Source organism: Bradyrhizobium sp. Ash2021 (assembly GCF_031202265.1).
In the GTDB taxonomy this organism is placed as follows: Bacteria; Pseudomonadota; Alphaproteobacteria; order Rhizobiales; family Xanthobacteraceae; genus Bradyrhizobium.
The window spans coordinates 7,794,378-7,819,871 of the sequence record NZ_CP100604.1; the positions used below are offsets into that span (position 1 = coordinate 7,794,378).

General features: G+C 61.1%; 22 protein-coding genes and 1 pseudogene. 9 read left to right on the forward strand and 14 right to left on the reverse strand.

Annotation, left to right across the window (positions count from 1 at the left end):
* Positions 1–20 precede the first annotated feature (20 nt).
* The 5 genes and pseudogenes from NL528_RS37560 to NL528_RS37580 form a co-directional block, all read right to left on the reverse strand.
* Positions 21–455: a hypothetical protein gene (locus NL528_RS37560; RefSeq protein ID WP_309179390.1), complete on the reverse strand. Its 435-nt coding sequence runs from the start codon at positions 453–455 to the stop codon at positions 21–23.
* A 203-nt stretch (positions 456–658) separates the two neighbouring features.
* On the reverse strand, positions 659–2,275 hold the full coding sequence (aspD, locus tag NL528_RS37565; RefSeq protein ID WP_309179391.1) for an aspartate 4-decarboxylase: 1,617 nt from the start codon (positions 2,273–2,275) through the stop codon (positions 659–661).
* A gap of 60 nt (positions 2,276–2,335) precedes the next feature.
* Complete coding sequence (gene aspT, locus NL528_RS37570) at positions 2,336–4,027, reverse strand: aspartate-alanine antiporter (protein ID WP_309179392.1); 1,692 nt, start codon at positions 4,025–4,027, stop codon at positions 2,336–2,338.
* A gap of 152 nt (positions 4,028–4,179) precedes the next feature.
* Positions 4,180–6,933: a decarboxylase gene (locus NL528_RS37575; RefSeq protein WP_309179393.1), complete on the reverse strand. Its 2,754-nt coding sequence runs from the start codon at positions 6,931–6,933 to the stop codon at positions 4,180–4,182.
* A 224-nt stretch (positions 6,934–7,157) separates the two neighbouring features.
* Positions 7,158–8,878: pseudogene (locus tag NL528_RS37580) on the reverse strand (SulP family inorganic anion transporter).
* 266 nt (positions 8,879–9,144) lie between these two features.
* On the opposite strand from NL528_RS37580, the gene NL528_RS37585 reads away from it, so the two are divergent.
* Genes NL528_RS37585 through NL528_RS37595 form a run of 3 tightly spaced genes read left to right on the forward strand, consistent with a single transcriptional unit; the run spans position 9,145 to position 12,418 of the window.
* Entirely contained in the window at positions 9,145–10,833 is a 1,689-nt protein-coding gene (locus tag NL528_RS37585; RefSeq protein WP_309179394.1) for a TrkA C-terminal domain-containing protein, read from the forward strand.
* 37 nt (positions 10,834–10,870) lie between these two features.
* On the forward strand, positions 10,871–11,761 hold the full coding sequence (locus NL528_RS37590; protein ID WP_309185171.1) for a dienelactone hydrolase family protein: 891 nt from the start codon (positions 10,871–10,873) through the stop codon (positions 11,759–11,761).
* A gap of 27 nt (positions 11,762–11,788) precedes the next feature.
* Entirely contained in the window at positions 11,789–12,418 is a 630-nt protein-coding gene (locus NL528_RS37595; RefSeq protein ID WP_309179395.1) for an invasion associated locus B family protein, read from the forward strand.
* A gap of 12 nt (positions 12,419–12,430) precedes the next feature.
* Here NL528_RS37595 and NL528_RS37600 read toward each other — a convergent pair whose 3' ends face one another.
* Positions 12,431–12,760: a response regulator gene (locus NL528_RS37600; protein ID WP_309179396.1), complete on the reverse strand. Its 330-nt coding sequence runs from the start codon at positions 12,758–12,760 to the stop codon at positions 12,431–12,433.
* 179 nt (positions 12,761–12,939) lie between these two features.
* A complete protein-coding gene (locus NL528_RS37605) occupies positions 12,940–13,572 on the reverse strand; it encodes a response regulator transcription factor (protein ID WP_309179397.1) in 633 nt (210 codons plus the stop codon).
* Positions 13,573–13,991: 419 nt separating this feature from the next.
* Here NL528_RS37605 and NL528_RS37610 point away from each other — a divergent pair, with 419 nt between their 5' ends.
* The gene (locus tag NL528_RS37610; protein WP_309185173.1) at positions 13,992–14,675 is read left to right on the forward strand and encodes a helix-turn-helix domain-containing protein; all 684 of its coding nucleotides are present in this window, start codon (positions 13,992–13,994) and stop codon (positions 14,673–14,675) included.
* On the opposite strand, the gene NL528_RS37615 is transcribed toward NL528_RS37610, so the two are convergent.
* From NL528_RS37615 to NL528_RS37630, 4 genes are all read right to left on the reverse strand, one after another.
* The gene (locus NL528_RS37615; RefSeq protein WP_309179398.1) at positions 14,653–15,111 is read right to left on the reverse strand and encodes a potassium channel family protein; all 459 of its coding nucleotides are present in this window, start codon (positions 15,109–15,111) and stop codon (positions 14,653–14,655) included. The two genes, NL528_RS37610 and NL528_RS37615, sit on opposite strands and share 23 nt — an antisense overlap.
* A gap of 68 nt (positions 15,112–15,179) precedes the next feature.
* Positions 15,180–15,530, reverse strand: coding sequence for a phasin (locus NL528_RS37620; RefSeq protein WP_309179399.1), 351 nt, complete (start codon positions 15,528–15,530; stop codon positions 15,180–15,182).
* A 33-nt stretch (positions 15,531–15,563) separates the two neighbouring features.
* Positions 15,564–16,427, reverse strand: a complete 864-nt coding sequence (locus tag NL528_RS37625; protein WP_309179400.1) for an alpha/beta hydrolase — start codon at positions 16,425–16,427, stop codon at positions 15,564–15,566.
* Positions 16,428–16,434: 7 nt separating this feature from the next.
* The gene (locus tag NL528_RS37630; protein WP_309179401.1) at positions 16,435–18,942 is read right to left on the reverse strand and encodes an alpha/beta hydrolase; all 2,508 of its coding nucleotides are present in this window, start codon (positions 18,940–18,942) and stop codon (positions 16,435–16,437) included.
* A 128-nt stretch (positions 18,943–19,070) separates the two neighbouring features.
* Here NL528_RS37630 and NL528_RS37635 point away from each other — a divergent pair, with 128 nt between their 5' ends.
* From NL528_RS37635 to NL528_RS37655, 5 genes are all read left to right on the forward strand, one after another.
* Positions 19,071–19,997: an alpha/beta hydrolase gene (locus NL528_RS37635; RefSeq protein WP_309179402.1), complete on the forward strand. Its 927-nt coding sequence runs from the start codon at positions 19,071–19,073 to the stop codon at positions 19,995–19,997.
* Positions 19,994–20,596: a hypothetical protein gene (locus tag NL528_RS37640; RefSeq protein ID WP_309179403.1), complete on the forward strand. Its 603-nt coding sequence runs from the start codon at positions 19,994–19,996 to the stop codon at positions 20,594–20,596. Before NL528_RS37635 ends, NL528_RS37640 begins: the two co-directional genes overlap by 4 nt.
* Positions 20,597–20,697: 101 nt before the next feature.
* On the forward strand, positions 20,698–21,345 hold the full coding sequence (locus NL528_RS37645; RefSeq protein ID WP_309179404.1) for a CoA transferase subunit A: 648 nt from the start codon (positions 20,698–20,700) through the stop codon (positions 21,343–21,345).
* A gap of 3 nt (positions 21,346–21,348) precedes the next feature.
* Complete coding sequence (locus NL528_RS37650; RefSeq protein ID WP_309179405.1) at positions 21,349–21,999, forward strand: 3-oxoacid CoA-transferase subunit B; 651 nt, start codon at positions 21,349–21,351, stop codon at positions 21,997–21,999.
* 13 nt (positions 22,000–22,012) lie between these two features.
* On the forward strand, positions 22,013–22,471 hold the full coding sequence (locus NL528_RS37655) for a MaoC family dehydratase (protein ID WP_309179406.1): 459 nt from the start codon (positions 22,013–22,015) through the stop codon (positions 22,469–22,471).
* A gap of 29 nt (positions 22,472–22,500) precedes the next feature.
* Here NL528_RS37655 and fabI read toward each other — a convergent pair whose 3' ends face one another.
* Genes fabI through NL528_RS37670 form a run of 3 tightly spaced genes read right to left on the reverse strand, consistent with a single transcriptional unit; the run spans position 22,501 to position 25,468 of the window.
* Positions 22,501–23,289 (reverse strand): enoyl-ACP reductase FabI, encoded by a 789-nt coding sequence (gene fabI / locus NL528_RS37660; RefSeq protein WP_309179407.1) that lies wholly within the window; start codon positions 23,287–23,289, stop codon positions 22,501–22,503.
* Positions 23,286–24,500 (reverse strand): acetate kinase, encoded by a 1,215-nt coding sequence (locus NL528_RS37665; RefSeq protein WP_309179408.1) that lies wholly within the window; start codon positions 24,498–24,500, stop codon positions 23,286–23,288. The genes fabI and NL528_RS37665 overlap by 4 nt, the downstream gene beginning before the upstream one ends.
* A gap of 5 nt (positions 24,501–24,505) precedes the next feature.
* Positions 24,506–25,468 (reverse strand): phosphate acetyltransferase, encoded by a 963-nt coding sequence (locus NL528_RS37670; protein WP_309179409.1) that lies wholly within the window; start codon positions 25,466–25,468, stop codon positions 24,506–24,508.
* Between the last annotated feature and the right edge of the window lie 26 nt (positions 25,469–25,494).

The following is a 25,494-nucleotide window of genomic DNA, read 5'->3' on the forward strand; positions in this document are numbered from 1 at the left end:
GGCCTGATCCGGTTCAAGATTTACTTCAAACGTATCGTCACCCCGCCAACCGCAGCCGACACTTCCGCGCCGACCTTCGGGCCGCTGAGCTGCAAGATCACGCCATTGGCGTTCTGCAGTTGAACGCCTCCGGCGCCGGCCGCGACGGCACCGCCGGCTCCGACCGTGCTGTAGGTGCCTTCGATCGAAGCTGGCCCCCTCAAATTGAGCGCCCGCCCAACGAACTTGGTGGTCGAGGCTCCGATCGTGAAGCCGACGCTCATGCCGGATACGGTGAACGGATAGCGGTGGCCGCGCAAGACCAGCACGCCCTCACCGCCACCGACTCCGACGATGAAGCCGCCCTTGGTGAAGACGACTGCGACCTGGCCGGTTTCAGCCCGCGATGGCGTACTGGCGCCGGTCAACCCAACGAGCAGGGCAAGCAGAGCGACGCGCATTCCAATTCTTCCCATGACTTTTCCTCCAAAGATGATGCAGCGTGTGATGGCAACTTATGGCGCAAGGAGCATCGCGAAATACCCAAACACGGTAGGCACGATGCCGGACATTGCGTAACCGACGAAGACTCCGATCCGGGGTACCACACTCTGGATCTCCGCCGCAGCTTCAGGCGCGCTCGTGACGATGTACCGAACCCCGGTCATCCCTCTTGCTTTCATTTCTTGTGTCCGGCTTTCGATGCCTCGAACGCATCTCGATAGCCCCGGGCAATTGTCCGCACGCCGCGCCCGATGTCTTCGTACGCTTCGTCGGGCAGGTTCGCCAAGGAAACGCGCAGCGACCAGTCAGGCGCCTCAAAGCCGCCGCCGTTGAGCAGCACGATTCCGTGTGCCTCGGCCAGCCGGAAAGCAAGATCGAGCGGGTGGACGTGCTTCTTCAGGTATTCGACCGCCTCGTCGCCGATATTCTTTCGAGCCCAGAACTCGAAATCGACCAAGCCGTAATAGGCGTCGTAGTTCGGGTTTGGAGAAAGCTTTAGGCCCAGGCTGTCTATCATGGTCCAGACGCGGCGATTGACGATCTCCTTGCAAGCGGCCTGGTAACGCTTTTGTCCATCCATCATCTCGCTGAGGGAGAACAGGCTCATCATCACCTGCTGTGGCAGCGAGAGCCCCGCCGTGTGGTTGAGCGCCACATCGCGGCTGTCGGCGACAATACGGTCGATGAATTTGATCTTGCGCGGCTCCAGTGTCAGCGCGCCGTAACGCTTGTCCAATGCCTTTAACTCGGCGTCCGGCAGCTTGGCGATCATCTTGTCGAAAATGTTGTCCTCATGGGTGGCGATGACACCGAGCCGCCACCCGGTGCAGCCGAAATATTTCGAATAGGAGTAAACACCGATCGTGTTCTGGGGGAGTTCGCCGAGCAAGGACCGGAAATCATCGACGAATGTGCCATACACGTCGTCCGTTAACAGCATCAGATCCGGACGCTTGTTCTTCACCAGTTTCGTAAGCTTGCCGATGGTTTCCTTGCTCAGTGCCATGCCGGTCGGATTGCCGGGATTGACAATGAAGAATGCTTTGATCTTCGGATCTTCGAGCTTCTTGATCTCGTCGTCGGTGAACTGGAACTGGTTCTCCTGCGGAGCTCTCACGTGAACAACCTTGAGGTCATAGTCCTCCAGATGCGTCATCTCGAGATAGGGTGTGAAAATAGGAGTTCCGAGCGCAATGGTGTCGCCGGGATGCAGCAGCCGATTGGCCTTGAGCGATTTGAAAATGTAGCACATTGCCGCGGTACCACCCTCGACCGCGTAAAGATCGAACTTGCCGGGCGGCCGCGGCTTGCCACACATCGCCCACATCAGATATTCGTGCACTATCCGCTCGTTATGGACCAGCATTCGATCCGGCACTGGATAGTTGTCGCCGATGATTGAATCGACGAGTTCGTGGACGAATGCGTCTGGATCAAACCCGAACGTCTTGGTCGCAAACTGCATCGCCGAGGAAAGGAAGCCGGCGCCGGGCATGTCCGCCTGCTTTGCGAGCCACGCCTCGAATCGCGCTGCGATACCTTTTGCCTGCGGCATTCCGCCGATCCCGGCAGCATGTTCGAATACACGTTTGCTCTCGGTGACAGCGAACTGGCCAAGCAGGAAGAAGCCCTCGCGCGGCGTGGTGGCGACCCAGTTGGGATTGCCGCGGCCGGCATTCAGAAATGTGGATTGGGTGGTCTTGGAGGTCTTCTTGGCCAGGTTGATCAACTCATCCTTGATCTCGAACGGACTCAGAGCCTCGAATTTGCGCAAGGTAAGTTCGTCAGCCATGACTAGCTCCTGTTATGGAACATTAAAACGCAGATAAAGCCGATCCATCGCCTTTCGCGGCTAAGTCAGCAGCATCACGAGCACCATGCCCCACACGGTCAGCAGCGTGTTTCCAACGGCGTAGGTGACGGTATACCCGAGGCCAGGGATCTGACTCTTGGCCCGATCATTGATCATGCCGAGTGAGGCTGTTGTGGTGCGTGCACCGGAGCAGCATCCGAGCACAATGGCGTCGTCGAACCGGAACAGGTATTTTCCGATGTACATCGCCAGGATCAGCGGCACGGTCGTGACGGCCACGCCCCACAGAAACAGGCTGAACCCGAGCTGTTGTAGTCCGGCGACAAAGCCCGGCCCGGACGAGATGCCGACCACGGCAATGAACACGTTCAGGCCGACCGAGTTCATGAACCAGACCGTCGATGACGGAATTCGACCGAAGGTCGGGTGCACGGAGCGCAACCAGCCGAAGAAAAGGCCGGCAATCAATACGCCGCCGGAGGTGGAGAGGGTAAGTGGTACGCTGCCGACTTTATAGACCAGAGCACCGAGCAAGGCGCCGATCGTGATCGCGGCTCCAATAAATGCCACGTCCGCCACGTCTGTTGCCCGGTCCGGATAACCCAGCATCTTGGTTGAAGCAGCCACGTCCGGGGTGCGTCCGACGAGCGTAACGATGTCGCCCCGTTGCAGCTCTGTGCCAGCCAGAATCGGAATCTCGGTCGCAGTCGCACCACGGACAATTCTTCGCAGGAACACGCCGCGCGCTGCCGGCCGGGTCGCCAACTCGGCTAACGTCTTTCCGTCGACTTCCTTGCTTGTCACATAGACATCGACACCCTCTATCGGTACCGCGAGCAGTTCGCGATCGTTGACCTCATCCGCAGCGGAGCCGACCAGGTTCACCAGCACTTCGCGCCGGCCAGCCAGCGCGACGATGTCGCCTGCATGGATCACGGCGTCTGTCGTGGCATCCAGGACCTGGCCGTCCCGCCGAATGCGTTGCACAAACACACGCTGATCCGGAATCAACGCTTCCGCTTGCTGCACTGTCTTTCCGACGGCAGGCCCGCGTTCGTTAACGCGGAAGGCGCGCAACTCGAACTGGTGCCACGCCGTGCCAGGGCCGCCGGCTTCCTTCTTGCCTCCGTGCTTTTCCTCGTACAGCTTACACGCTGCCTCAAGGTCGATGCGGAGGAGCGCCGGACCTATCAGCGCCAAGACAACCGCCGATCCGATCGTTCCGAAAATGTACGTGACGGCGTAGGCGACCGGCATTGCATCCAGCAATTTCTTGCTGTCTTCGGGCGACAGACCCAGGCGGCTGATTGCATCGGTCGCCAAGCCCATCGATGCCGAGATCGTCTGCGATCCGGCGTAGAGTCCTGCGGCCGAGCCTACGTCATACCCCGCCAGCTTCGCGCCCAGATAGGCTGCCCCCAGACAGAAGAAGCACACCACAACGGCAAACAACGCCTGCGGAATTCCGTCCTGTGCGATGCCACGCACGAATTGTGGTCCAACCCCGTAACCAATAGCGAAAAGAAACATCAGGAAGAAGGTCGGCTTGAGAGGACTACCTATCTTGATCTCAAGCTGTCCGATGATCACCGCCGCAATCAGGGTCGCGGTCACCGCCCCAAGGCCAAGACCTTTGTAGGTAAAGGAGCCGAAGTAATACCCAAGGGCCAAGGAAAGGAAGATTGCAATTTCAGGATAGCTTCGAAGCGTGCTGACGAACCAGTCGATCATGGCATCACCTGTTCATGTGATAGCTTTCCGTTTGGTTCCAAACGGCGTTCAAGCGATACGTTGCGTCAAAGTGTCGGAGCGCCTCACCGGCGCTTCCCAACGCGGCAGATCTGCTGCGGCAACTTAAAGACGCCGTGCATGTTGGCCCCCCGTTATGATGCGGCTTTCAGCTTCGGCACGGCGGGCGGTTGGCGCTTGCCCATCTTCGCCAGGGCTTCGGAGCGCACAAGCTTCAGGCCTTCGGCGGCGTCGTAGCCATGGATCTCCTTCACATCGAGCTTGCGCATGAAGTCGATGGTTTCCTGGGTGATGACCTGTCCCGGCACCATGATCGGGAAGCCCGGCGGATACGGGATCACGAAATTGGCGGAGACGAGCTCGGGGCCGCTCTTCAAGCGGCGATTGATCTCGGGATCGGCGAGCCGGATATATTCGCAGCCTGCGGCGTCATAGGCCGCATAGAAGCCGCTGCGGATGTCGCCCTCGTTGGTCTTGGCTCCCGCATCACCGCGGTAACTCTGGTGGAAGTGCGAGAAGTTGGGCAGGTCCGGCACATCCGTCATCAGGCTCTTCACCCGCGCCTCGAAGGTCTTTCGCGCATTGGCACCGCCCTGGCTCAGGCCGCGATCGACCTCGCCGGCAATCTCGGCCAGCACCCGGATCAGATGCGCAACATCGCTGCGGGTGTTGTTGATGTTCGACTGGAACAGAACCGAGTTGCGCGAGGTCTTGTTGACCTGGATGCCGTACTGGTTGGCCAGGATGCCCTTGAACTGCGTGCCGTCGAAGCCGGCGGTGCCGCACACCAGAGTCATGCGGGTCGGGTCGAGGCAGAATTCATCATCCTGCAAGCTCAGCAGCGCAGCCGCCCAATTCGTGCCCGAAGCGAGGTAGTCGACAAAACCGGTCTGCCGATACTGCGCCGGCACCATGGCGTCCGCGCCGAGGATACGGAAATATTTGGAGATCAGCGGATTGCCATTGACCGCCTGACGGATCGCGAGCGCGATTTCCATCGCATTGGCCACGAGGCCATAGCCCTCGAGTTCCATCTGGCGCCGCGCGACATCGAGGCTCGCGATCAGCTGCTGATTGGGACTGGTCGAGGCATGGGTGAAGACCGCCTCGTGGAACTGGGCTTCGACGGTGTGAAATTCGACGTCCTTGACGAAGAGCATGGAGCCCTGACGCAGCGCGGACATCGACTTGTGGGTCGAGTTGGTCTGGTAGACCCGCAGCCGTACCTGGCGCGGGTCGGGGATCAGCCTGGTCTTGAGCAGCAGCTCGTCGGACGGATTCTTGCCGAGTTCGGCCTGCTGCTTTTCGTAGGCCGCCGTCGACTTCGGATCGTGCATCCATGCCTCAATGTCATTGGCGGCACCCATCGCGGTGCGCGGACGCAGGAACGGCGAGAATCGCGCAAAGCCGAACCAGGCCTCGTCCCACAGGAAGATCAGGTCCGGCTTGATCGCGAGGCACTCCTCCATCACCCGGCGGGTATTGTAGATGTGGCCGTCGAATGTGCAGTTGGTCAGATCGACCATCTTGACCCGGCCGAGCCGGCCTTCCGCCTTCGCGTTAAGCAGTGCCTGCTTGATCGTGCGCAGCGGAACGGCGCCGTACATCGAATATTCCGTCATCGGGAACGCTTCGACATAGAGCGGCTGTGCGCCTGCGAGCACCATTCCATAATGGTGCGACTTGTGGCAATTGCGGTCGACGATCGCGATGTCGCCTGGCGCGAGCAGCGCCTGAACCGCCATCTTGTTCGAAGTCGAGGTGCCGTTGGTCACGAAGAAGACGTGGTCTGCCCCGAACGCACGGGCCGCCTTGTCCTGCGCCTTCTTGATATTGCCGGTCGGCTCGAGCAGGCTGTCAAGGCCGCCGGTGGTCGCGCTGCTCTCGGCAAGGAACAGGTTCGGGCCATAGAATTCGCCCATGTCGCGAATCCAGTCCGACTTGAAGATGGATTTGCCGCGCGCGATCGGCAGCGCATGGAAGGTCCCGATCGGGCGTTGCGCATACTTTTTGAGATTGTCGAAGAATGGCGTGTCGAAGCGATCCTGCACGCCCTCCAGAATGCAAAGGTGCAACTCGAGAAGCTCCTCGACAGAATAGAAGATCCGGCGGAGCACGTTGGCTTCCGGGTTTCCGGCCATCTCCTCCACGTTGCGATTGGATATCAGGTAGAGATCGAGTTCAGGGCGTACCCGCTTCAGGATGCGGGCGAGCCGAAGCGCTGAAACGCTGGATTCTTCGTGCGGGCCGATCGAGTTCGTCAGCGTTCGAAGCACGGGTGCGTCATGGCGCGAGCGAAGCGCAAAGCCCTCGTTGATCACGACGGCGCCGAGGTCAGGGTTAAGCAGTGCCGCGCAGAATGCGTCTTCGAGACTGCCGACGATGACAGGCTCATAGACAAACGAATCGATCGGACGCCTCAGCTTGCGCCATTCCGTGCAGAGCGCCGGCCAATTGTTGGGAGCGACGCCGGTGACGATCAGGGTTTCAAAATAGGGGCGATGCGCCTCTTTTCGCCCGAACGACGGCGGCAGCAGTTCGGGAACGTCTCCGTCGCCCTCATCGTGCAAATTCCAGTCGCCGGCATGCTGGCGGAAGGACTTCGTCGTCAGGGCCTGCGCAATCTTCGTGGCGAGCGCGAAGCAGGTCGCAGCGTCTCCCGACGCTGCAGCCTCTTTTAGGGCCGCCATCAAATGGACACCCGGATAGCCATGAAACTCTTCCATCACCGAGAGGTTCGACAGCGCCGCGTCGCATTTCGCGCGGTCCCCGCTTTGGGCCCACGCCTTTGCGCCTTCCACGAGTTCACGCCAGTCGTCTGCCCGCCCTCCGGGGCCGGAAAAGAACTGATCGATGCGCTTCTGTGCGGGCCTGTCGTCCTTGGACATGTCTCCCTCTCCCGTCTTTGCGAGGTTGATGGCTTGTCGAACCGTGCCCCCCTGCTCCCTTGCTCCCTTGATCCAAGTCAATGGTCGCACTCTCTCGCTACGAATTCGCGCCAACCCACGGCGAATGCCGCACTTTGCAATGCAATAGGGCGTCAGGAATATCTGGCCGTCGCCCATTTTTCCGTGGAGGCTCGGGATTGATCGGCATTAAGCCCCGGGCGCATTCACGCTCCAGGCCGCTTTTGCTCGCGGAGATCGGATCGTTCCTCGGCGTTGCCGTCGCCCAGCACGCTGTCGAGTGTCCGAAGCCACTCACTGCTGTCCGTTTTCTCCGCCAGTCCTTCCGCCAGCAGCAGATCACGCAACTGCGCATGGGCGCCGACGATGCAGAACGCCACATGACGGGACGCCAGCTCATCATGGAGATCGTGCAACATGCGCGCCCCCGCCAGATCGATGTAGGGAGATGCCGAGAGATCGCAGGCAACCAGCTTGATGTCGGACGCGTTGCGAAGCGCCTGCAAAACCGTCGCCAAGATCGTCTCGGCATTGATATAGAGCAGCGAGGCTTCCGGGCGGAAAGCGATGACGCCAACCAGCGGCTCTACACCCTGGTGACGGGCGCTGTCGGAATAGCGACCCGTTCCGGGAAGCCGTCCGAGAAACGCGATGTTGGGATTCGACGCCCGGCCAAGCAGCAGGAAGATGGATGCGAGGGCAGCAAGCAGGACGCCTTGCAGGATTCCAAGCAGCAGAACGGACACAAGCGCGATAGCCGCGGCATAGAAGTCGATCCGGCTAACTCTCCACATCCGAAGCAGCGCGCGGATGTCGACCAGCTTGTAAACGGCAACAAAGACAATACTGCCTTGGGAAGGTTGGTCAGCAACCCCGTAAAGAAAAGCAGGCAGAGCGCAAGGGCAAACGAGCAAAACACCAATGCCAGGGGCGTGCGCGCTCCCGCCGAATCATTGACGGCGGATTGCGACAAGCCACCGGCGACGGGATAGCCATGGCCAAACGCAACTGCGAGGTTGGCGGCCCCCAGCCCCAGAAACTCCTGCCGGACATCAAGGCTGTATCCATGCTTCGCTGCAAAACTCCGGGCCGCCGAAACACCTTCTATATAGGCCAGCAGTAAACATCCGGCTGCGATGGGAAATAGCTCTTCGAATTCGAGCATGCCGAATGTGGGCACCTCGAAGGCCGGCAGTCCTTCCGGGATGATCCCGGTAACGGGTACGCCCAGTGCCGGAAGCCCCAACAAGGTTGCCGTGAGGATCGACAATGCCACCACGGTGAGGCCGACCGGCCTCCCCGGCAGAAGCCGTTCGCCGAGGAGCAAGAGCAGGATCGCAACGCCCCCTATTGCCAATACGAGCGGGTTGATGTCGGCAAGCTGACCGGCGAGCCGAATTACCCGGTCGAAGAAATTGTGGCCGCCACCGGCTACGCCGAACAGGCTTGGCAACTGGCTCATGATGATTGTGAGCCCGGCCCCCGCCTTGAAGCCGACGAGAATGCTGTCGCTGACCAAACGGACGAGAATGCTCAACCGGAACAGCCAGGAGATCGCGCAAAGCAGCGCTACGGCACATGCAGCAAGGCTTGCGATCTGTGCATATCGCGCCGCGTCTGCCCCGGCGAGCGACCCGACGGTACCGGCAATCATGAGCGAGATCGCGGATGTCGGGCCAACCGAAAGCTGGCGCGACGACCCGAACAGGGCATAGCCGAGGCCCCCAAGCATGTAGCCGTAAATGCCGACCTGCGGCGGCAACCCGGCAAGGCCCGCATAGGCTAGTGACACCGGGATCGCATAGGCGGCGAGCGTCACTCCGGCGATTGCATCATGGCGCAACCAGGATCGTCTGTATTCAGCAAGCCACTTCGAGGGCGGAAAAAACCGTGTCCAGCCGGTTCCCTGAAGCGCGCGGAATCTCATGTACGCTCCTCAGTGGGGAGTATCTCGCAACGAAGCAAGACGATCAGCACGCCAACCGTGCCGTAAACCCAGAGCAAGACCAAGTTGCGGACTGGCGGCAATATCCAGAGAACTCATGTCAAGACGCAGGCTGTCGCGGATCCGGTACGGCTCGATAAGCGACGCCCTCGGGCTTGGCGCGGCTTGATCTGGATCAAGCTTTCCGTGAGTTCCCGGGAATCAAATTGATGCACGATCAAACCGCCGCGCCCCGGGGGAATGTGATCATGGACATTGTCAGGTGGACCATCTCCACCGCGCCGGAAATCTATCTGCTGTTGGCGGTAGCCATCGGCACGGTTCTCGGCCGTGTCAAGATTCGCGGATTTTCGATCGGCACGACGGCGTGCACACTGATCGTCGCCGTCCTCATAGGGCAGCTCGGCACCTTTACGTTTCCCCCGATGCTAAGGGTCGTGCTCTTCAGCCTGTTCGTGTTCACCATTGGCTACCGATCGGGGCCTGAGTTCTTTGCCTCCCTAAGCGTGCGGACGCTGGCGCAGGTGGCCATGGCACTCGTGCTCGGCGGCACCGGTCTCGTCATCGTTCTCAGTTTCGCTTACATCTTTGCGCTTGATCCCGGCACCGCATCCGGTCTCGCCGCCGGCGCCCTGACGCAATCCTCTGTCATAGGCACCGCATCGGGTGCGCTGGCACAGCTTGGGCTTCCGAAGAATGTATTGGACCAGCAGGAGGCGAACATCGCCGCCGGCTATGCCGTCACCTATGTGCCCGGTTATATCCTCACGCTGCTGTTCGTCCCGTTCGTCGCACCGAAGCTGATGCGGATCGACTTGAAGAAGGAGGCGGCCAAGCTCGAGGCGGAGCTCTCGGGTGGTGCGCCGCCAAAGACCGAGAATCTCGCCTATCGCAAATTCCAGGCGCGGGCCTATCGCGTGTCGGCCGGCGCGGGCCGAACCGTTGAGGCAATCGAAGACGAGGTCGGCAGACGAACCGTCATCGAGCGAATTGTCCGGAAAGGCGCCGATATCCAGCCGCATCTGGACACGGTTATCGAGGAAGGCGATGACATTGTCATTGCCGGCCCGACCGCCGCCATTGTCGCTGCCAAACCCGTCATTGGTACCGAGATCGATGCGGACGAGATCCTGCGTGCGATCCCCGGCAATGTGGTTGAGGTGCTGGTCGACAATCGCAAGCTCCACGGGCGGTCCCTCAAGGAGGTCGTCGAACGCGTTGGCGACAACGCGCGTGGCGTGTTCCTGCGCGCACTCACGCGGATGGGCCGGGAAGTTCCACTGAGCCCTGACACCAGAATCTATGTCGGCGACGTCATGACGCTGGTCGGCAGCACCCGGAACATCGAACGCGCCGCTGCGCAGGTAGGGCAGATGCTGCGCTCGGGCGACCGCACCGACATCGCCTTCCTCGCCGCCGGCATCGCGGCCGGCCTGCTCGCAGGTCTCTTGAGCGTGAAGGTCGGCTCCGTTGCGCTGACGCTCGGTGGCGGCGGAGGGGCGCTGATCGCTGGCCTCGTCTGCGGCTGGATACGTTCGCGCCGGCCGACCATGGGCGCAATGCCACCCGCCGCGCAGCAGACGCTCAGCGACCTCGGACTTGGCGGATTCATCGCGGCCGTCGGGCTTGCCAACGGCCACGCCGCGTGGATTGCGATCCAGGCGCATGGCTTGCTGCTGGTCGGCATGGGCCTTGTTGTCACGCTGGTTCCTCTGATCGTCGCGACGCTGTTTGCGCATCACGTGCTTCGCATGAACCCGGTCGTCACCTGTGGCGCGCTCGCCGGCGCCATGACGGTCGACGCCGCCGTGACCGGATGCTGCGAGATTGCCGAAAGCCAGACCCCGGTGCTCGGCGTCGCCGTGCCTTACGCCGTCGGCAACGTTGTCCTGACCGTGCTCGGGCCGATCATCGTTGCCTGCACCTTTGTTGGCTGAGCATTTGGTCAGGTTGCTACATCAAGGGAGTCGTAAAATGTGTCAGCAGAACTTACGAAGCCCGGTCGCTGCGCTACTGCTGCTGTTCGCCACCCTGATCACGCCGTCGCGCGCGGACGATCAGGCCAAATCCCGCCCCATCCAGGAAGAGATCTGGGCGCTGCCGCTGCCGCTCCCGATGTTCGCCTATCTGGTGCGGCCGGTCGGCGACGGGCCGTTCCCGCTCGCGATCATGAATCATGGCGTTTCAATGAGTCCGACCGGCCGCAGCTTTTTCCCGCTTGTGGAATTCCGCGACGCAGCCAAGTGGTTTGCCAAACGCGGCTACCTCGTGGTGGCCCCCGTCGGCACCGGATATGGCGCAGCGGCCATCGACATACCCGAGCATGGTCTCTACGGCCCGTTTTTCTCGAAGGTCGGGAAGTGCAGCAATCCCAATTTCCGTGCTCCCGGCCTGGCGGTTGCGCAAGTTGACCTCTGGATCATCGACTACATGACCGCCGAAAAGCGCATCGTGCCGAAGGACGTCATCGTCGTCGGGCAATCCGCCGGCGGGTGGGCCTCGATCGCGCTTTCCAGCCTGAACCCACCCCAGGTCAAGGCGATCATCACCTTCGCCGCCGGCCGTGGCGGGCGTGTCGACGACAAGCCAAACAACAATTGCGCTCCCGACAAACTGGTGGAGGCGACCGGCGAATTCGGCCGCACGTCGCGCGTACCGATGCTGTGGATCTATATCGAGAACGATACCTTCTTCGGCCCTGCCCTGTCCAAACGCATGCATGAGGCGTTTACCGCGGCAGGTGGCAAAGCCGAATACAGATTGATGCCCCCGTTCGGCAACGATGGGCATTTCTTCATCGGCTCCCCCGACGCCATCCCGATCTGGTCGCCGGTCGTGACGAAATTTCTCGATGAGCAGGGATAGCAAAGGGCCACCACCGGAGGCGCAAATATGACGGGATCACATCGCACCGACCCGCGGCCAGGACGCATTCATGCGATCCCTGCCGTCGCAGCGTTGTTGTTGGCGGGAGCCGCAAGCATTGCAGTCAGCCAGCCGGCCGTGTCGCAACAGAGTTCGACCGCCGCACAGAAACCCGCGGCGACAGAAATCGCGCCCCGCGGCCAGCGAGAGGTAAAGGACATTGCTTATGGAGACTGGAAGAAGCTGTGCTTCAAGCCGGGCGGCGCAAAAATGATCTGCCGGACTTCGATCACCGGCACGTTCGCGACCGGCCAGGTGGCGGTCCGCGTCGATATCGTGGAGCGTGAAGGCGACGCCAATGCGCGGCTGCAGGTGTTCTCCCCCGTCGGCATGTATCTGCCGAAGCCGGCCAAGCTTACGATCGACCAGGGCAACCCCCATAGTGTGCCTTATACCTGGTGCCTCACCAATGCCTGCATCGCAGGCGCTGTCGCAGACCCGAATATGGTCGAGGAAATGGATTCCGGGCAGACGCTGCGGCTGGAATTCGTCGATTCGAGCCTCTTAACGCTCACGACGTCGCTGCCGCTTGGTCAGTTCGCCTCGGCACACAAGGGAGCGCCCGCGCAGACGTTTGAACAGGACATTGATGAATGAGCCAAGGATCGCCTAAGCGGCGGCGGCGCGCGCTTTTTCGATGGATTCGATGAGCGAGGGTGCAGCAAACGGCTTGGTCAGGTAGGCTATGCAACCCGACGCGATCGCGGCCGCGCGGTTGGCCTCGCTGTCGTTGCCGGTGATATAGATGACCGGCAGCCTCACCCCTTTCTCCGAGAGAGACCGGCACAGCGCGATGCCCGATTCTCCATTCAAGTTGATGTCGAGGATGAAGCAAAGCGCCTCGCCGAAATCTTCGTGGCAGAGCAGCGCACTGGCCGACTCGAACAATTTTGAATGGAAGCCGTGAACTCTCAGCAGCCGCTTGATGCCCGTGCGCATTGACGGGTCGTCGTCCACAACAAAAATGGACCTGCGTGTTGGCAAGATGTCGCTCTACCTGCAAATTTTCTAGGTTTGGCCATTTCACCCCCTTTTAACACATCGTCACGAAAGCTTCATACTGTCCTTATGTACAGGATCGTTTGGGGGGAACGCAGAGCGCAGAGTCAGGATATCGACTAGGTGCTTGAATCACGGTTGGGTTCAAGCATGCCAAGCCGCTCCGCGTTCGAAACCAGTTCGGCAAGCGAATGCACCTGCATCTTCTCCATCACCTGGTGGCGATGTGCCTTCACCGTGCGCTCGGTTGTTCCCAGCTCGTAGGCGATCTGCTTGTTGATCTTTCCGCGGACGATCAGATTGAAAACCTGCCGCTCGCGTGGCGTCAGGCTCGCCACCAGCCTGCGAATGGAATCGAGCTCGTTCCGTTGATGGCGTGCCGACTCGTAGTGCGTCATGGCGCGCTCGATCGCCTCGATCAGTTGTTCTGACGATACCGGCTTGGTCAAAAAATCCTCGGCGCCCGCCTTGATGGCTCGCACGGTCGTAGGCGTGTCGGCATGTCCGGTGACGAAGATGATCGGCAGGATCGAACCGAGCTCGATGAGGCGACCTTGCAGTTCGGGGCCGCTCAATCCCGGTATCTGCACGTCGAGCAGGATGCATCCCGGCTTTTCAACGCCCGGCAAGACGTCCAGCAATTGTTGTGCCGACGAATAGGTTTCGACCTCATAGCCTGCGAGTTTCAGCCGACGCCCGATCGCCGTCCGAAACGAAGCATCGTCGTCCACCACGTGAACCAGGCCACTCAATTTTTCGCCTCCTGGCCGACATTCAAGACCGCCAAAATCTTGCTCCCGCATCGCCTCGATCACCGAGGGTCTCCGTCGCCCTCAAGTGCGCAGGTAAAGCTGCATTCTCAATTCGACAAACAGTTCAACCATTTGGCGGCACGCCGTGGCCGCGATCTTAACGCCCTTCCGGTTGACCAAGGTCAAAGCGTGATCACCGTGGTGCCGGTATGATATCCGTGTCAGGACCGGTCATCTCATTTCAGGCATCGTATCGCAGTCCTGTCCTTTGGTACAATGAACCTTGAGACAATGGTTCGAAATGTCGCCTTCGTCGTACATCAACTTGAACGGGAGTGGTAAAGCGGCGGCGCATTCCTTGCGGCGAAATATCCATAAAGGCTGAGGAACCATCTCAACGACCAGTTCAGGAGTTGGCCATGTTTGTCCGCATCACGACCGATCCGGCACCCCGTCCCACCTCTCTCGGCGAACTCGGAATAACGAGTGATTCAAACCCAAAAGTCAGTTTAAACGAATTTACCTACAATAAGGGAGCCGAAATTTACGGCGAAAAGGAGCCGGCGGACTACGTCTATCAGGTCAAGATCGGTGCGGTGCGAAGCTATAAGCTGCTGTCCGACGGCCGTCGACAGATCGGCGCATTTCATTTGGCCGGCGACATCTTCGGGCTGGAAAACGGAAGCGAACATCGGTTTACGGCGGAGGCGATCGTGAACACTACGGTTCGCCTGATCAAGCGGCGCAGCCTCGAGATGGTGGCTGAGAGCGACGCCATGGTCTCGCGAAACCTGCTCAGTATGACCACGTGCAACCTGCAGCATGCGGAAGACCACATGCTGCTGCTCGGCCGCAAGACTTCGCTGGAGCGGGTCGCCGCTTTCCTGATCGAGATGGACCGACGACTGACGGCGGCCGGCGTCATGCCTCTGCCGATGTCCCGACGCGACATCGCCGACTATCTAGGCCTGACACTGGAGACGGTATCCCGCGCGCTATCGCGACTGCATGAACTCGGCATCATCGGATTCATCAGCACTAATCAGCGCCAGATCGTGCTCCTGGATCGCCCGCAGCTCGCTAGCCTCGATCTTCAGAACTGAGCGCGGGGGCGCCGACCGACGCGAGGTGCTCAAGCGTCTTGCGCAGCACCTCGAACAGAACGGCCGTTGACCAACCGAACATCAGGATGCCGTTCATCGCGGTCATCGGACCCGTCAGTCGCCATGCTTGCACAGGCGTAATATCTCCATAACCGAGCGTGGTGTAATTGACGAAAGCGAAATAAAGCAGATCGCTGCCGGCCGGCGCCGCACTGACGATCGCATAGGCCAGCGCCCAAACGAAGACCTCCAGCGTGTGCGCCAGCATCAGGACCGCGGCGGTCGCGACCATCACCGCCATCAAGTGCGATCTCGGCCACAGGGTGTGCCGCAACCCCGCGGAGCGGGCAATGCCGACCGCGCCGACGGTCACCAGCGCATGGATCATGATGTTGACCACACCGATGACGCCGCCGACCAGGAATTGAAGCGCCATAGCCGTCCCACGCTTGATCAGGCCGGCAGAGGTATCTTCGAGCGCCTCGGCCGGCCCTGCAACTACCTTCAGCTCTTTGGGGTGAAGACGCCTGTCGCGGCCTTCATGGCAGACTCGCCCATGGTCCTTGCATGGTCGGTCAGCGAGCGCATCTGGTCCTGGAAAAACTCGGACTGAATCTTGACCGCGTCCTGCATGTCCTTGGCTGTGATCAGCTTATCGCCGAGATCGAAGGTCGCGGTGACGTTGCGCTGCATGTAGCCGCAGAACTGCTTGGCCTGGTCGGCGACCGGCAGTGGCGAGGAACTCAGGCCCTTCTCGAGCAGGTCAAAATACTCCGCGCTGGCCTTTCGAAGGCGCCCGTTGGCCTCGGCCAGCATCGCACGGATCTTGTCGGCGGAAAGGTTGGCATCTGACATGACTAACTCCTTTTGAAGAACGCACCCGATCGACTACTTTGAAAGCCCCCCGAACCATGCACCGAAATAACCGGCGTAGAGTGCCGGCAGTTCCAGGTTCATCGAATGCCCGATGCTGGGCACAAGAACGAGCCGGCAGTCCGGCATTGCCGCAGCCATCGCCCGGAGATCCGCCGGAGGAATCCAGCCATCCCACTCGCCCCACAGCACCAGGTGTGGATGGTGGATATCGGGCATCCGGTGCTCAAGTTCGCCACTCTCCCGCTCGCGGGTTAGATTGACCGGCGTGCCGATCCAGATGCCTTCGGAGACACCAAACGTTTGCTCCAGAATTCGTTCGAAGAGCGCCTGGATCTCTCCGAGCCCGTCGCGGAACCTTGGGGTGACGCTCGGCGCGAGACTTTCCGGCACGAACAACGAGGATGCCGCAGTCGCCATCACCGCCCGCGTCAATTCCTTGCTCGCCATCATCGAACGGAAAAGACCGATCTGTTCGGCATTGAACGACATGCCAAGCGGCGTGACCGGATCGAGCGCGAACACCCGCCCGAACCGCGGCGGCTGCATCAGGAGCATCCGCGCGGCGATGATGCCACCGGTCGAATGGGTGGCGAGATGGCAGAACCTGACATCCAGCGCGTCGAGCGCCGCCAGCATGTCCTGAGCATGCTGCTGCATCGAGTAATTGGAATAGTCGGCATTCGGCTTTGGGCGATCGCTTTCGCCACAGCCACGCCAATCGATTCCGATCACGCGCAGGCCGCTCGGAAACAGCGGTGCGGCAAGCTCGATCCAGTCCTTGCTGGCGAGATTGCCGTGGATGAAGACGACGGTGACGTCGCCTCTTCCCCATTCCCGCCAGCCTAGACGAACCTCGCCCGCCTGCAACCGTGCCATGGCGGTCCTATTTGTTCAGGCCGGCCGTGGGCGACGCGCCGGGCGGCGTCGGCGCCACCGGAAGTGCCGATACGACAGCCCCGCGGATCATTCGATCAATCGCCAGCGGTGAGCTGGTGTCGATCGTTCCCTTGGTCACGAAGTCCACGACGTCGACGGGATACTCCACCGGGTTGTCGGTGTGGATGAAATGCCCGGTGTCCGGATAGATCTTCAGGATCGGCCGGTTACCTGCATTCGTCATGCGGGTCATGAACGGCGCAATGATATCGCGTCCGAGGTCGGTCAGACCATTGAAGGCGGTACCCGGAATGAACGGCTCCTTGTCACCGAAGGCGACGAAGATCGGGACCTTGATCTGGGTGAGTCGTTCGTAAAGGTTCTTCGGATCGTCCTGCTGAAGCTCCGCCACCATGGTGTAGATGTCGAAAATGAAGACGTTGGACCACTGTTCGAGCTCCTTCGGATTACCCATGGTCAGCCCGACGCGCTGGTCGGTATGAAAATTGGCATACTCGCTGTCGTTCATGAAATAGCCGCTCTTGGAAGCAGCTACGACACCGGTCACTGGATCTCGCTTCTTGAAATAGTAGAAGTCGCGGATGTTCTGCTCGGAACGGGCGATTTCCGAGGCAAGGATGCCGGTCTGATCCCAGGTCTGCTTCCATTTGTCGAAGTCGCGAGCGAAGGAAGCATCGAACAGGGGCAGCTTCTTGTCCTTGGAAATGGCGATCTCGCGCGGATATTCCTCGAGACCGGCGGGCGCCTCGAGCGCCAGCGCTTGCACTGCATCAGGCCAGGTCAAGGCGTAACCGAGGACCAGCTGGCCGCCGAGCGAGTGGCCCAGATAGACTGCCTTCTTGACGCCGAGCTGGTTGACCACGAGGTCATACACGACCTCGCGCATGTCCTGCATGGTGCGAGCCGGGCTCTTGTCGAGATTGCCGGGCCCGGACATACCGTAATGCGGCAGGTCGGGCACGATCACGCGCAGGCCGCTGCGCAGGGCGTACTGCATGATGTTGCCGTAGTGCCCGCCGAACGCCCCCTTGCCATGGATGATGACCAGAACCTTCGGATTGCTGTCGGTGCCGGCATATTCATCCATGTAGCCGATCTGCCAGGACGTGCCGCGACTGTCCTTCGCGGTCGCGTATTTGACCGGATAGGGATAGGTGACGAAATCCTTCCAGAACGACTTCTTCGGATCGATGTTCGCGGCCACGCCGGGCACGCGATAGTTCTTGTCCACGAACTGCTGCGCGCGGTCGAGGCTCGCAACGTCGTCCATGAACGCGACGAACTTCGGATCGTTCTTCCGGTGGTTGACGATCGAGAACACGCCGTAGTGGGCGACCGGGCTTTCCTCGGCAATCAACTGCGCTCCCGGCACGCGGTCGACCGCGCGCTCGGCCAGCTTGAAGTTCAGCCACAGGTCATTGGTGATGTGCATCACCAAGGTGCGGGCCTGGATGCGGCCGAGATAGGGATTGACGTTATGGGTCTCGCCGACCCGGTTGCGCCACACGAGATCGACCGCGTCGTAAATCTTGGCGCGATTGGTCACGTTGAGACCGGCCTTCTCGTTCGGCGGATCCCAGTAGAAGACTTCCGGCTGCACCGAAGCGAAGCTCTGGGTGGTGCGAAACGCAAAATCATAGCCGGTCAGGCCGAGCACCGACCAGCCGAAGGCAACGCCCGGCACGGGATGTTTTTCCTTGGGTAGTTTGTAGTAGTCCCCCTTGGTGGCCTGCCATACCGGATCGGACTCGATTGCGGCGGTCTTCATCTGGAAGGTCCAGTTGCCGACCGGATCCTCGGCGTCCGATTGCGTCGTACCGCCGATCGGCATCAGCGCGCCCATGAATTCCGGATGCATCACGCCCCAGACATAGGTCTGCGTGCCGCCCATCGAGACACCGGTGATCAGCGCTGCCCGCGCGACCTTCAGATGATCGCGCAGCATGCGATAGTTCGCCTGCACCATGTCGTAATAGCTGTACTGCGGAAACTTGATGCCAAGCCCGTCGGATGGCTTGCTGGCGCCCCAGGTCCCGAGCGGATCGACCATGATGACGTAGTAGCGGTCGGTATCGATCGGCCTGCCCGAACCGATCACGGGCACGCCGCCCGACAGCGCGGTACCCTTGACCCATTGCTCGTACATGTCAGTGGAATCGCCGGAATAGTACGAGTTGATGATCACGGCGTTGGTGACTTCGCCTGCCGCGTTGCGGCGCGGCGTGCCGATTGCGATGTAGGCCGTCCGCAGCTTGCCGGCACCGAGCGATTCCAGGGTCGTTCCACCCTCACCGCCATTTTCCCACTTCGAGGGATCTGCGAGGTCGTACCTGCCGCCGAGGCGGAAGTCCGCGATCTCGTAGGTTTTCTTCAACCCGTCGTGCTGCACTTGCGATGAGCGCCGCGTGAACGGCTGTGCGACAGCGAGCGAGGTACCGACCAAAAGCAACAGCAGGGTGATGAAGCAACGCCGCATAGCGTGTCTTCCGACCATGGCGAATTCCTCCTGGCAATCCTTTGGCCGGAGGCTAGGTACGGTGCCGGCCCGACCCTTGATCTAACTCAAGAGAATCCGGACGGCGCGAGCAACGATCTGCGAACCAATATCGCTGGACCGCCGGGATGCCTTTCCTCAGCCACGGATCGTACCGAATCCGCTACGAGCTCGACGGTCCCGCCATCGGCCCCGCGTATGTCCTGGTGAACGGGCTCACGCAATATGCCGAGCTGTGGGCGGCCTATCGCGACGCGCTGGTCGCCAGGCAATTTCGCGTCGCAACATTCGATCTGCTTGGCCAGGGCACTTCCGACAAGCCGGCGCTGTTCATCAATCAGGACGACCAGGTTGCAGCGCTTGATCTCTTAATCGGCGAGCTCGGCGACGGCCCTGTCTTTCTCAGCGGGATCAGCTTCGGTGGCCTGATCGCGCTTCGCTATGCCATTACGCATGGCAAACGGCTTTCCGGACTGGTGCCGATGAGTTGCTTTGCGGAGCTCTCGCCGCAACTCCTTCTGCTCGGCAACGCCATGCGCACCGGGCTGATCCTCGGCGGCACCAGCTATCTGCAGGATCTCCTGCTGCCGATGAATTTATCGGATCAGTGGCTGAAGCCGTTGCTGGACAAGCTCGACAGCGTGAAGCGCCAGGGTTGGCTGGTCAACGACGTCTACGCCCTGCAAAACCTGATGGAATCCTTCCTTGATTTCGAGCCGCTGACGCCGCAGCTCGCTTCAATCGGCGTGCCGACCATGATCCTGAACGGCGAGTTCGACTTTCTGACGCCACGCGCCCTGCACGAAACCCTGCGCGTCCACATTCCCAACAGTTCGCTCGTGATCATTCCACGTGTCTATCACGCCTTCACCCTGGAGAAGCCGGCTCTGACCGCAGATCTGCTGGCGCGATTCGCCGAAGACGTGCTGGCCGGACGCTGGCAGGGCAACAAGGCCGTCTGGATCGCCCCGGAAGAAGCCGGCGGCGCGCTTGCTCCGTTTCCAGCCGGCTACGATCATCTACGCGCCATTCCCACGCAGGGAATGAATCCATGAGCGAATTTTTCGGACCACTGGATTCCCAATGCCGCGTGCCGCCGCGACAGCAAACGCGCGTCGCTGCGTTCCTGATCTCGGCCCACGGCGCATTGGCGAGGCAGTTCGCGTTCGCCCTGCCGATGAAGCTCGATTCCGCCTGGCAAACCGAATTGAATGCGCAGCTCTATCGCGAGAGCGAAATCATTTCCCTGCTGCAGCGCGCAACCTCGTGGGTGCCGGACCTCACCCTGGGCTATATGGCTGCGTCCTGGGAGACGGCATGGTTTCCAGCGCCGATGGAAGGCATCCCGGATCGGAGCTTCGCGGTGGCAGCCGGCCTGGCAACGCTTGCGCATGCCGTGCATGCCGGCATCCGGCCGGCCGCGTTGCTCCCGGTGGAAGCCAACGCCGACGATCCCTTTGTGATGGCGCTGCGCCGCATCGAGTTCGAGAGCGGCCGCCTGCTGCAGGCGCAAATCCTCTTCCTGAAGGGCTCGGAACTCGCGCCGTTTCGTAACACCTTGAGCGCAGCCCTTGAAAGGCGTCACGCCGGGATTGGCAAGCTATGGGCCGAAGCGCTCGAAGGCGTCGGCATTACTATCCCTCGCGCGGAATAGCGGAAAGCCTTGATGCAGATCAAAGGAGCGCTGCAGGGCTTCATCAACATGTCAGTCACGTCCGCCCTTTCATTGATCGCTTACTGGCTGGAGTTTCAGTCATGAGGGCCGTTTCCGTTGAAGAAGCCGTTGCGATGATCCCGCCCGGTTCGAGCATCATGGTTGGCGGATTCATGGGTGTCGGAACACCGGAACGCCTGCTCGACGAAGTCGTCAGACAGAGAAAGACCGACCTTTCGGTGATCAGCAACGACGCTGCAGTACCCGGGAAAGGCGTTGGCAAGCTGTTCGATGCGACTCTCGTATCGCGCCTGACCGCAACCCACATCGGCCTCAATCCTAAGGCGCAGCAGCAGATGCTGGCCAACCAGGTCGCCGTCGATCTCGTACCCCAGGGGACCTTTGTCGAACGCATTCGTGCCGGTGGTTGCGGTCTCGGAGGGGTGCTCACGCCGACCGGCGTCGGCACCCTGGTTGCCGAAGGCAAGCGCCAGATCGAGGTAGCCGGAACGACATTTCTGCTCGAAACCGCGCTGCGGGCGAAGTTCGCCCTGGTTCACGCCTTTCTGGCAGATTACCTCGGCAACCTCACCTACGCGCTGACCGCACGCAACTTCAATCCCATCATGGCGATGGCCGCCGACACCGTGATCGTGACGGCGGAACACATCGTGCCTGTGGGCGTCATTGCACCCGACCACGTCATGACCCCGGCGCCGCTCGTCGACTACCTCATTACGAACGGGTGAACCATGGATGCACAGACAATCATCGCCCGGCGTGTCGCACAGGAGCTCCATACCGGCGACCTTGTAAACCTGGGGATCGGCATTCCGACGCTGGTCGCCAACTATGTTCCGCCTGAGCTCAAGGTGTTCTTCCAGTCGGAAAACGGATTGATCGGCACCGGACCGATACCGGAACAAGGGTTGGCTCATCCGCTTCTGACCGATGCGGGCGGCCGACCGATCAGCGCCCTGCCGGGTGCCAGCACCTTCGACAGCGCGATGTCCTTCGGATTGATCCGCGGCGGCCATGTCGATGTGACCGTCCTGGGCGGCCTGCAGGTCGACGGGCATGGACATCTCGCCAATTGGATGATCCCCGGCAAGATGGTCCCTGGAATGGGCGGAGCGATGGACCTCGTCAGCGGCGCCAAGCGGGTTATCGTCGCCATGCAGCACGCCGCGAAGGGCAAATCAAAGATCGTCGCCAAATGCACCCTGCCGCTCACATCGACAAGGCCGGTGAGCCTGGTCGTGACGGACATGGCGGTCATCGCGTTCCTCGACGGTAAGGCGACCCTGCTGGAAACCGCGCCGAGCGTCAGCATCGCCGAGGTTATGGCCGTAACGGAAGCGGAGCTCGTCATTCCCGACGCCGTCCCCGAAATGAAGATCTGACCGGGTAACGCACATGCGGATATTCAGCGACTTCAAAGAGATCAAATCCGCCGTCGGCACAGAGATTGGCGCGAGCGACTGGATCGAGGTCTCGCAGGAGCGGATCAACCTCTTCGCCGAAGCGACCTGTGACGAGCAGTGGATCCATGTCGACCAGGAGCGCGCGAAGCGGGAGTTGCCCGGCGGCACCACCATCGCCCACGGGCTGTTGTCGCTGGCGCTCGCGCCGCTCTTCATTCGATCGGTGATCGGTTTGAAGGGCTTGCGCAATACCCTGAACTACGGTGCGGACAGGATACGGTATCTGGCGCCGGTTCCGGCGGGCTCAAGGCTGCGCGGCCGCGTCACGATATCAGAAGCGGAGGACGTGCCGCCAGATGGCTTGCGCGTAAACTATCATCTCGTGATCGAGATCGAGGGCGGCAAGCGCCCGGCTTGCGTCGCCGAACTGATCGCCCTGCACTATCGCTAAAGCGGTGCGCCGGAGCGCGCCAAGCGCGCTCAATCGATGATGTGATAGCCGCCGTCGATGTAGAGGACGCTGCCGGTGATGAGCTTGGCGCCGTCGAGCGCCAGAAACGCGGTTGCTTTACCGACGTCGTCGATGCTGACGAGACTGCGCGCCGGCGCCTTCGATTGCGCCTTGTCCATCAGCTCGTCGAATTCGGGGATCCCCGACGCCGCGCGCGTGGCGAGCGGCCCGGGCGAGATCGCGTGAACGCGGATGCCCTTCGGGCCCAGTTCTGCAGCCACGTACCGTACGGCAGCTTCAAGCGCAGCTTTCGCCACGCCCATCACGTTGTAGTTCTCCACCACCATCTGGCTGCCATAGTAGGTCATGGTGAATATGGTTCCGCCATTTTTCATCAACGGTTCGGCCAGATGGGCCATCCGCATGAACGACCAGCATGAGACATCCATGGTCTTGAGAAAGCCGTCACGGCCTACGTCCACCACGCGTCCATGCAGTGCCTCCTTCGGAGAGAACGCGATCGAGTGCAGCAGGAAATCGAGCTGCCCCCATTCCTTCCCGATCCGTTCGAACACCTGCTCCGTCTCGCCCTCGACCATGACATCCATCGGCATGAAGATCGGCGCCTCCAATGCCTTTGCGAGCGGCTCGACATGCTTTTTAGCGCGATCGTTCAGATAGGTGACGGCGAGATCGGCGCCAAGCGCACGAAAGGCCTTGGCACATCCCCAGGCAATCGATTGATCGTTGGCGATGCCGACGATCAGGCCCTTCTTGCCCTTCAGCGCGACCTTGGTATCGGGGAATACGGGGATCATGAAACCCTCTCATGTCTGGCACTGGACGATGGCCTGTTCAACAGCAGCGCCAATGTATGCTGCGCGATCATCAGTTCCTCGTCGGTCGGTATGACGTAGACCGGAATACGGCTGTCGGAACGCGATATCAGGCGCGCGTGGCGAGAATTTTCGGCTGGATCGAGCGCAACGCCGAGCCATGCCAGCTGATCGGCGATGCGAGCCCGGATGCCCACCGAGTTTTCCCCGATACCGGCTGTAAAGACGAAGGAGTCAAGGCCCTGCAACGCAGCCGCCAGCATGCCGGCGTTGAGCCCGATCCGGTAGACGAAATAATCGATCGCCAGTTTCGCCTTGGGATCCTTGCTCGCCTCCAACTCGCGCATATCGTTACTGACACCGGAGAGGCCTTTCAATCCGCAGTCGCGATAGAGGAAATTCTGCACGTTGGATGCCGACATTCCCTTTTCGGAGATGAGATAGAGCACGACGCCGGGGTCGATTTGCCCCGGGCGCGTTCCCATGGGAAGTCCGTCGAGGGCGGTGAAGCCCATGGTGCTCTCGGCGCTGCGTCCTTGCTTCAGCGCGCACATGGAAGCGCCGCTACCGAGATGCGCGACGATCACCCGCCCCTTTGCGGCTTCGGGTGCGATCTGAGGCAAGGTCTTCGCGATATATTCGTACGAGAGACCGTGAAATCCGTAACGCCGCACGCCTTCGGCATGAAGCTGATGCGGGATCGCATAGTAATCCGCGACCGCGTCATGCGTACGGTGAAACGCGGTGTCGAAGCAGGCCACCTGCGGAAGAGTCGGAAAATTGGCCAAAAGCGAGCGGATCGGGGCCAGGTTATGCGGCTGATGAAGCGGGGCCAGCGCGACGAACCGCTCCAGCCTGGCGACGACGCCATGGTCGATCAGCACCGGCCGGTCATAATCTGGACCGCCATGAACGACGCGATGTCCGACAGCCATCGGGTTGATGCGAAGCTCGTCCCGCAGCCATGCGCCGGCGATACCCATCGCGGCCGGAATGTCCGGGACCGATTCGATCGGATAGGCGCGGTCGGCCAGCGGATCGCTGTCCGCACCACTCGCGCGCAGACGAGGACGGCTGCCAATGCCATCCATCTGGCCCTTGATCAGCCGGCGTAGCTTCCCCTCTCCCTCAATCGAAAAGACCTGGAACTTGACGCTTGAGGAGCCTGCATTGACGACAAGGATCGTATCCATGGCGATCACGCGGCAACTGTTGGAGCATGCTGACGCCTTGCATGGGCATAGAGCCCCGCCACCGCGCAGGACGCCATCCGTGCGCGCGCCGAGTCAGCGCGCGACGTCAGAACGACGGGTACCCGGGCGCCGAGCACGATGCCGGCACCATCCGCCTTGGCGAAGTAGGCGAGATTCTTCGCCAGCATATTGCCGGCCTCGAGGTCGGGAACGAGCAGGATCTGCGCCCGGCCGGCAACCTCAGACTTGATTCCCTTGATCCGTGCGGCCTCCACATCGATCGCATTGTCGAAGGCCAGCGGTCCGTCAAGCATGCCGCCTGTAATCTGCCCGCGATCGGCCATCTTGCAGAGCGCCGCCGCCTCGATCGTGGATGGGATCTTGGAGGTGACGGTTTCGACCGCCGACAGGATCGCCACACGCGGCAACTTGCCGAAGCCGGCTTGCGTATAGAGATCGATAGCGTTCTGGATAATGTCCCGCTTGGCATCGAGATCGGGAAAGATGTTGATGGCCGCGTCCGTGACAAACAGGGTCTCGGCATAGGCCGGCACGTCCATCACGAACACATGGCTGATCCGCCGGGCGGTCCGCAAGCCGCCCACCTTTGCGGTAACGCTCCGCATCAATTCGTCGGTGTGCAGGCTGCCCTTCATGAGCATTTCGCCCTTGGCAGCGTGAATGAGCTCTACGCCCTTTGCGGCCGCCTCCTCGCTATGCGCTGCATCGACGATCTCGAAGCCTGAGATATCGAGCCCAAACCGGCTTGCCGTACTCCTGATCTTTGCTTCGGGTCCGACCAGCACCGGCCGGATGATACCGACCGCGGCGCTGTCCACGACACCACGCAGCGAGGTTTCGTCGCAGGGGTGCACGACAATCGTCGGCACCGGCGGAACAGCCTTGGCCGCCGCGATCAAGCGGTCATATTTGCTGGGCGTTCCCGCTTGGCGTGTCTCGGCTGACATCGTTTCACTCCCAATCCTTCCAACCG

Bases quoted from the DNA above. Each gene is read 5' to 3' on its own strand.
- NL528_RS37560 (WP_309179390.1), bottom strand. From the start codon at position 455: ATGGGAAGAATTGGAATGCGCGTCGCTCTGCTTGCCCTGCTCGTTGGG.
- NL528_RS37630 (WP_309179401.1), bottom strand. From the start codon at position 18,942: ATGGTCGGAAGACACGCTATGCGGCGTTGCTTCATCACCCTGCTGTTG.
- NL528_RS37585 (WP_309179394.1), top strand. From the start codon at position 9,145: ATGGACATTGTCAGGTGGACCATCTCCACCGCGCCGGAAATCTATCTG.
- fabI (WP_309179407.1), bottom strand. From the start codon at position 23,289: ATGATCCCCGTATTCCCCGATACCAAGGTCGCGCTGAAGGGCAAGAAG.
- NL528_RS37665 (WP_309179408.1), bottom strand. From the start codon at position 24,500: ATGGATACGATCCTTGTCGTCAATGCAGGCTCCTCAAGCGTCAAGTTC.
- NL528_RS37625 (WP_309179400.1), bottom strand. From the start codon at position 16,427: ATGGCACGGTTGCAGGCGGGCGAGGTTCGTCTAGGCTGGCGGGAATGG.
- NL528_RS37620 (WP_309179399.1), bottom strand. From the start codon at position 15,530: ATGTCAGATGCCAACCTTTCCGCCGACAAGATCCGTGCGATGCTGGCC.
- NL528_RS37635 (WP_309179402.1), top strand. From the start codon at position 19,071: ATGCCTTTCCTCAGCCACGGATCGTACCGAATCCGCTACGAGCTCGAC.
- NL528_RS37615 (WP_309179398.1), bottom strand. From the start codon at position 15,111: ATGGCGCTTCAATTCCTGGTCGGCGGCGTCATCGGTGTGGTCAACATC.
- NL528_RS37590 (WP_309185171.1), top strand. From the start codon at position 10,871: ATGTGTCAGCAGAACTTACGAAGCCCGGTCGCTGCGCTACTGCTGCTG.
- NL528_RS37650 (WP_309179405.1), top strand. From the start codon at position 21,349: ATGGATGCACAGACAATCATCGCCCGGCGTGTCGCACAGGAGCTCCAT.
- NL528_RS37670 (WP_309179409.1), bottom strand. From the start codon at position 25,468: ATGTCAGCCGAGACACGCCAAGCGGGAACGCCCAGCAAATATGACCGC.
- NL528_RS37595 (WP_309179395.1), top strand. From the start codon at position 11,789: ATGACGGGATCACATCGCACCGACCCGCGGCCAGGACGCATTCATGCG.
- NL528_RS37640 (WP_309179403.1), top strand. From the start codon at position 19,994: ATGAGCGAATTTTTCGGACCACTGGATTCCCAATGCCGCGTGCCGCCG.
- NL528_RS37610 (WP_309185173.1), top strand. From the start codon at position 13,992: ATGTTTGTCCGCATCACGACCGATCCGGCACCCCGTCCCACCTCTCTC.
- NL528_RS37575 (WP_309179393.1), bottom strand. From the start codon at position 6,933: ATGTCCAAGGACGACAGGCCCGCACAGAAGCGCATCGATCAGTTCTTT.
- NL528_RS37655 (WP_309179406.1), top strand. From the start codon at position 22,013: ATGCGGATATTCAGCGACTTCAAAGAGATCAAATCCGCCGTCGGCACA.
- NL528_RS37645 (WP_309179404.1), top strand. From the start codon at position 20,698: ATGAGGGCCGTTTCCGTTGAAGAAGCCGTTGCGATGATCCCGCCCGGT.
- NL528_RS37600 (WP_309179396.1), bottom strand. From the start codon at position 12,760: ATGCGCACGGGCATCAAGCGGCTGCTGAGAGTTCACGGCTTCCATTCA.
- aspT (WP_309179392.1), bottom strand. From the start codon at position 4,027: ATGATCGACTGGTTCGTCAGCACGCTTCGAAGCTATCCTGAAATTGCA.
- aspD (WP_309179391.1), bottom strand. From the start codon at position 2,275: ATGGCTGACGAACTTACCTTGCGCAAATTCGAGGCTCTGAGTCCGTTC.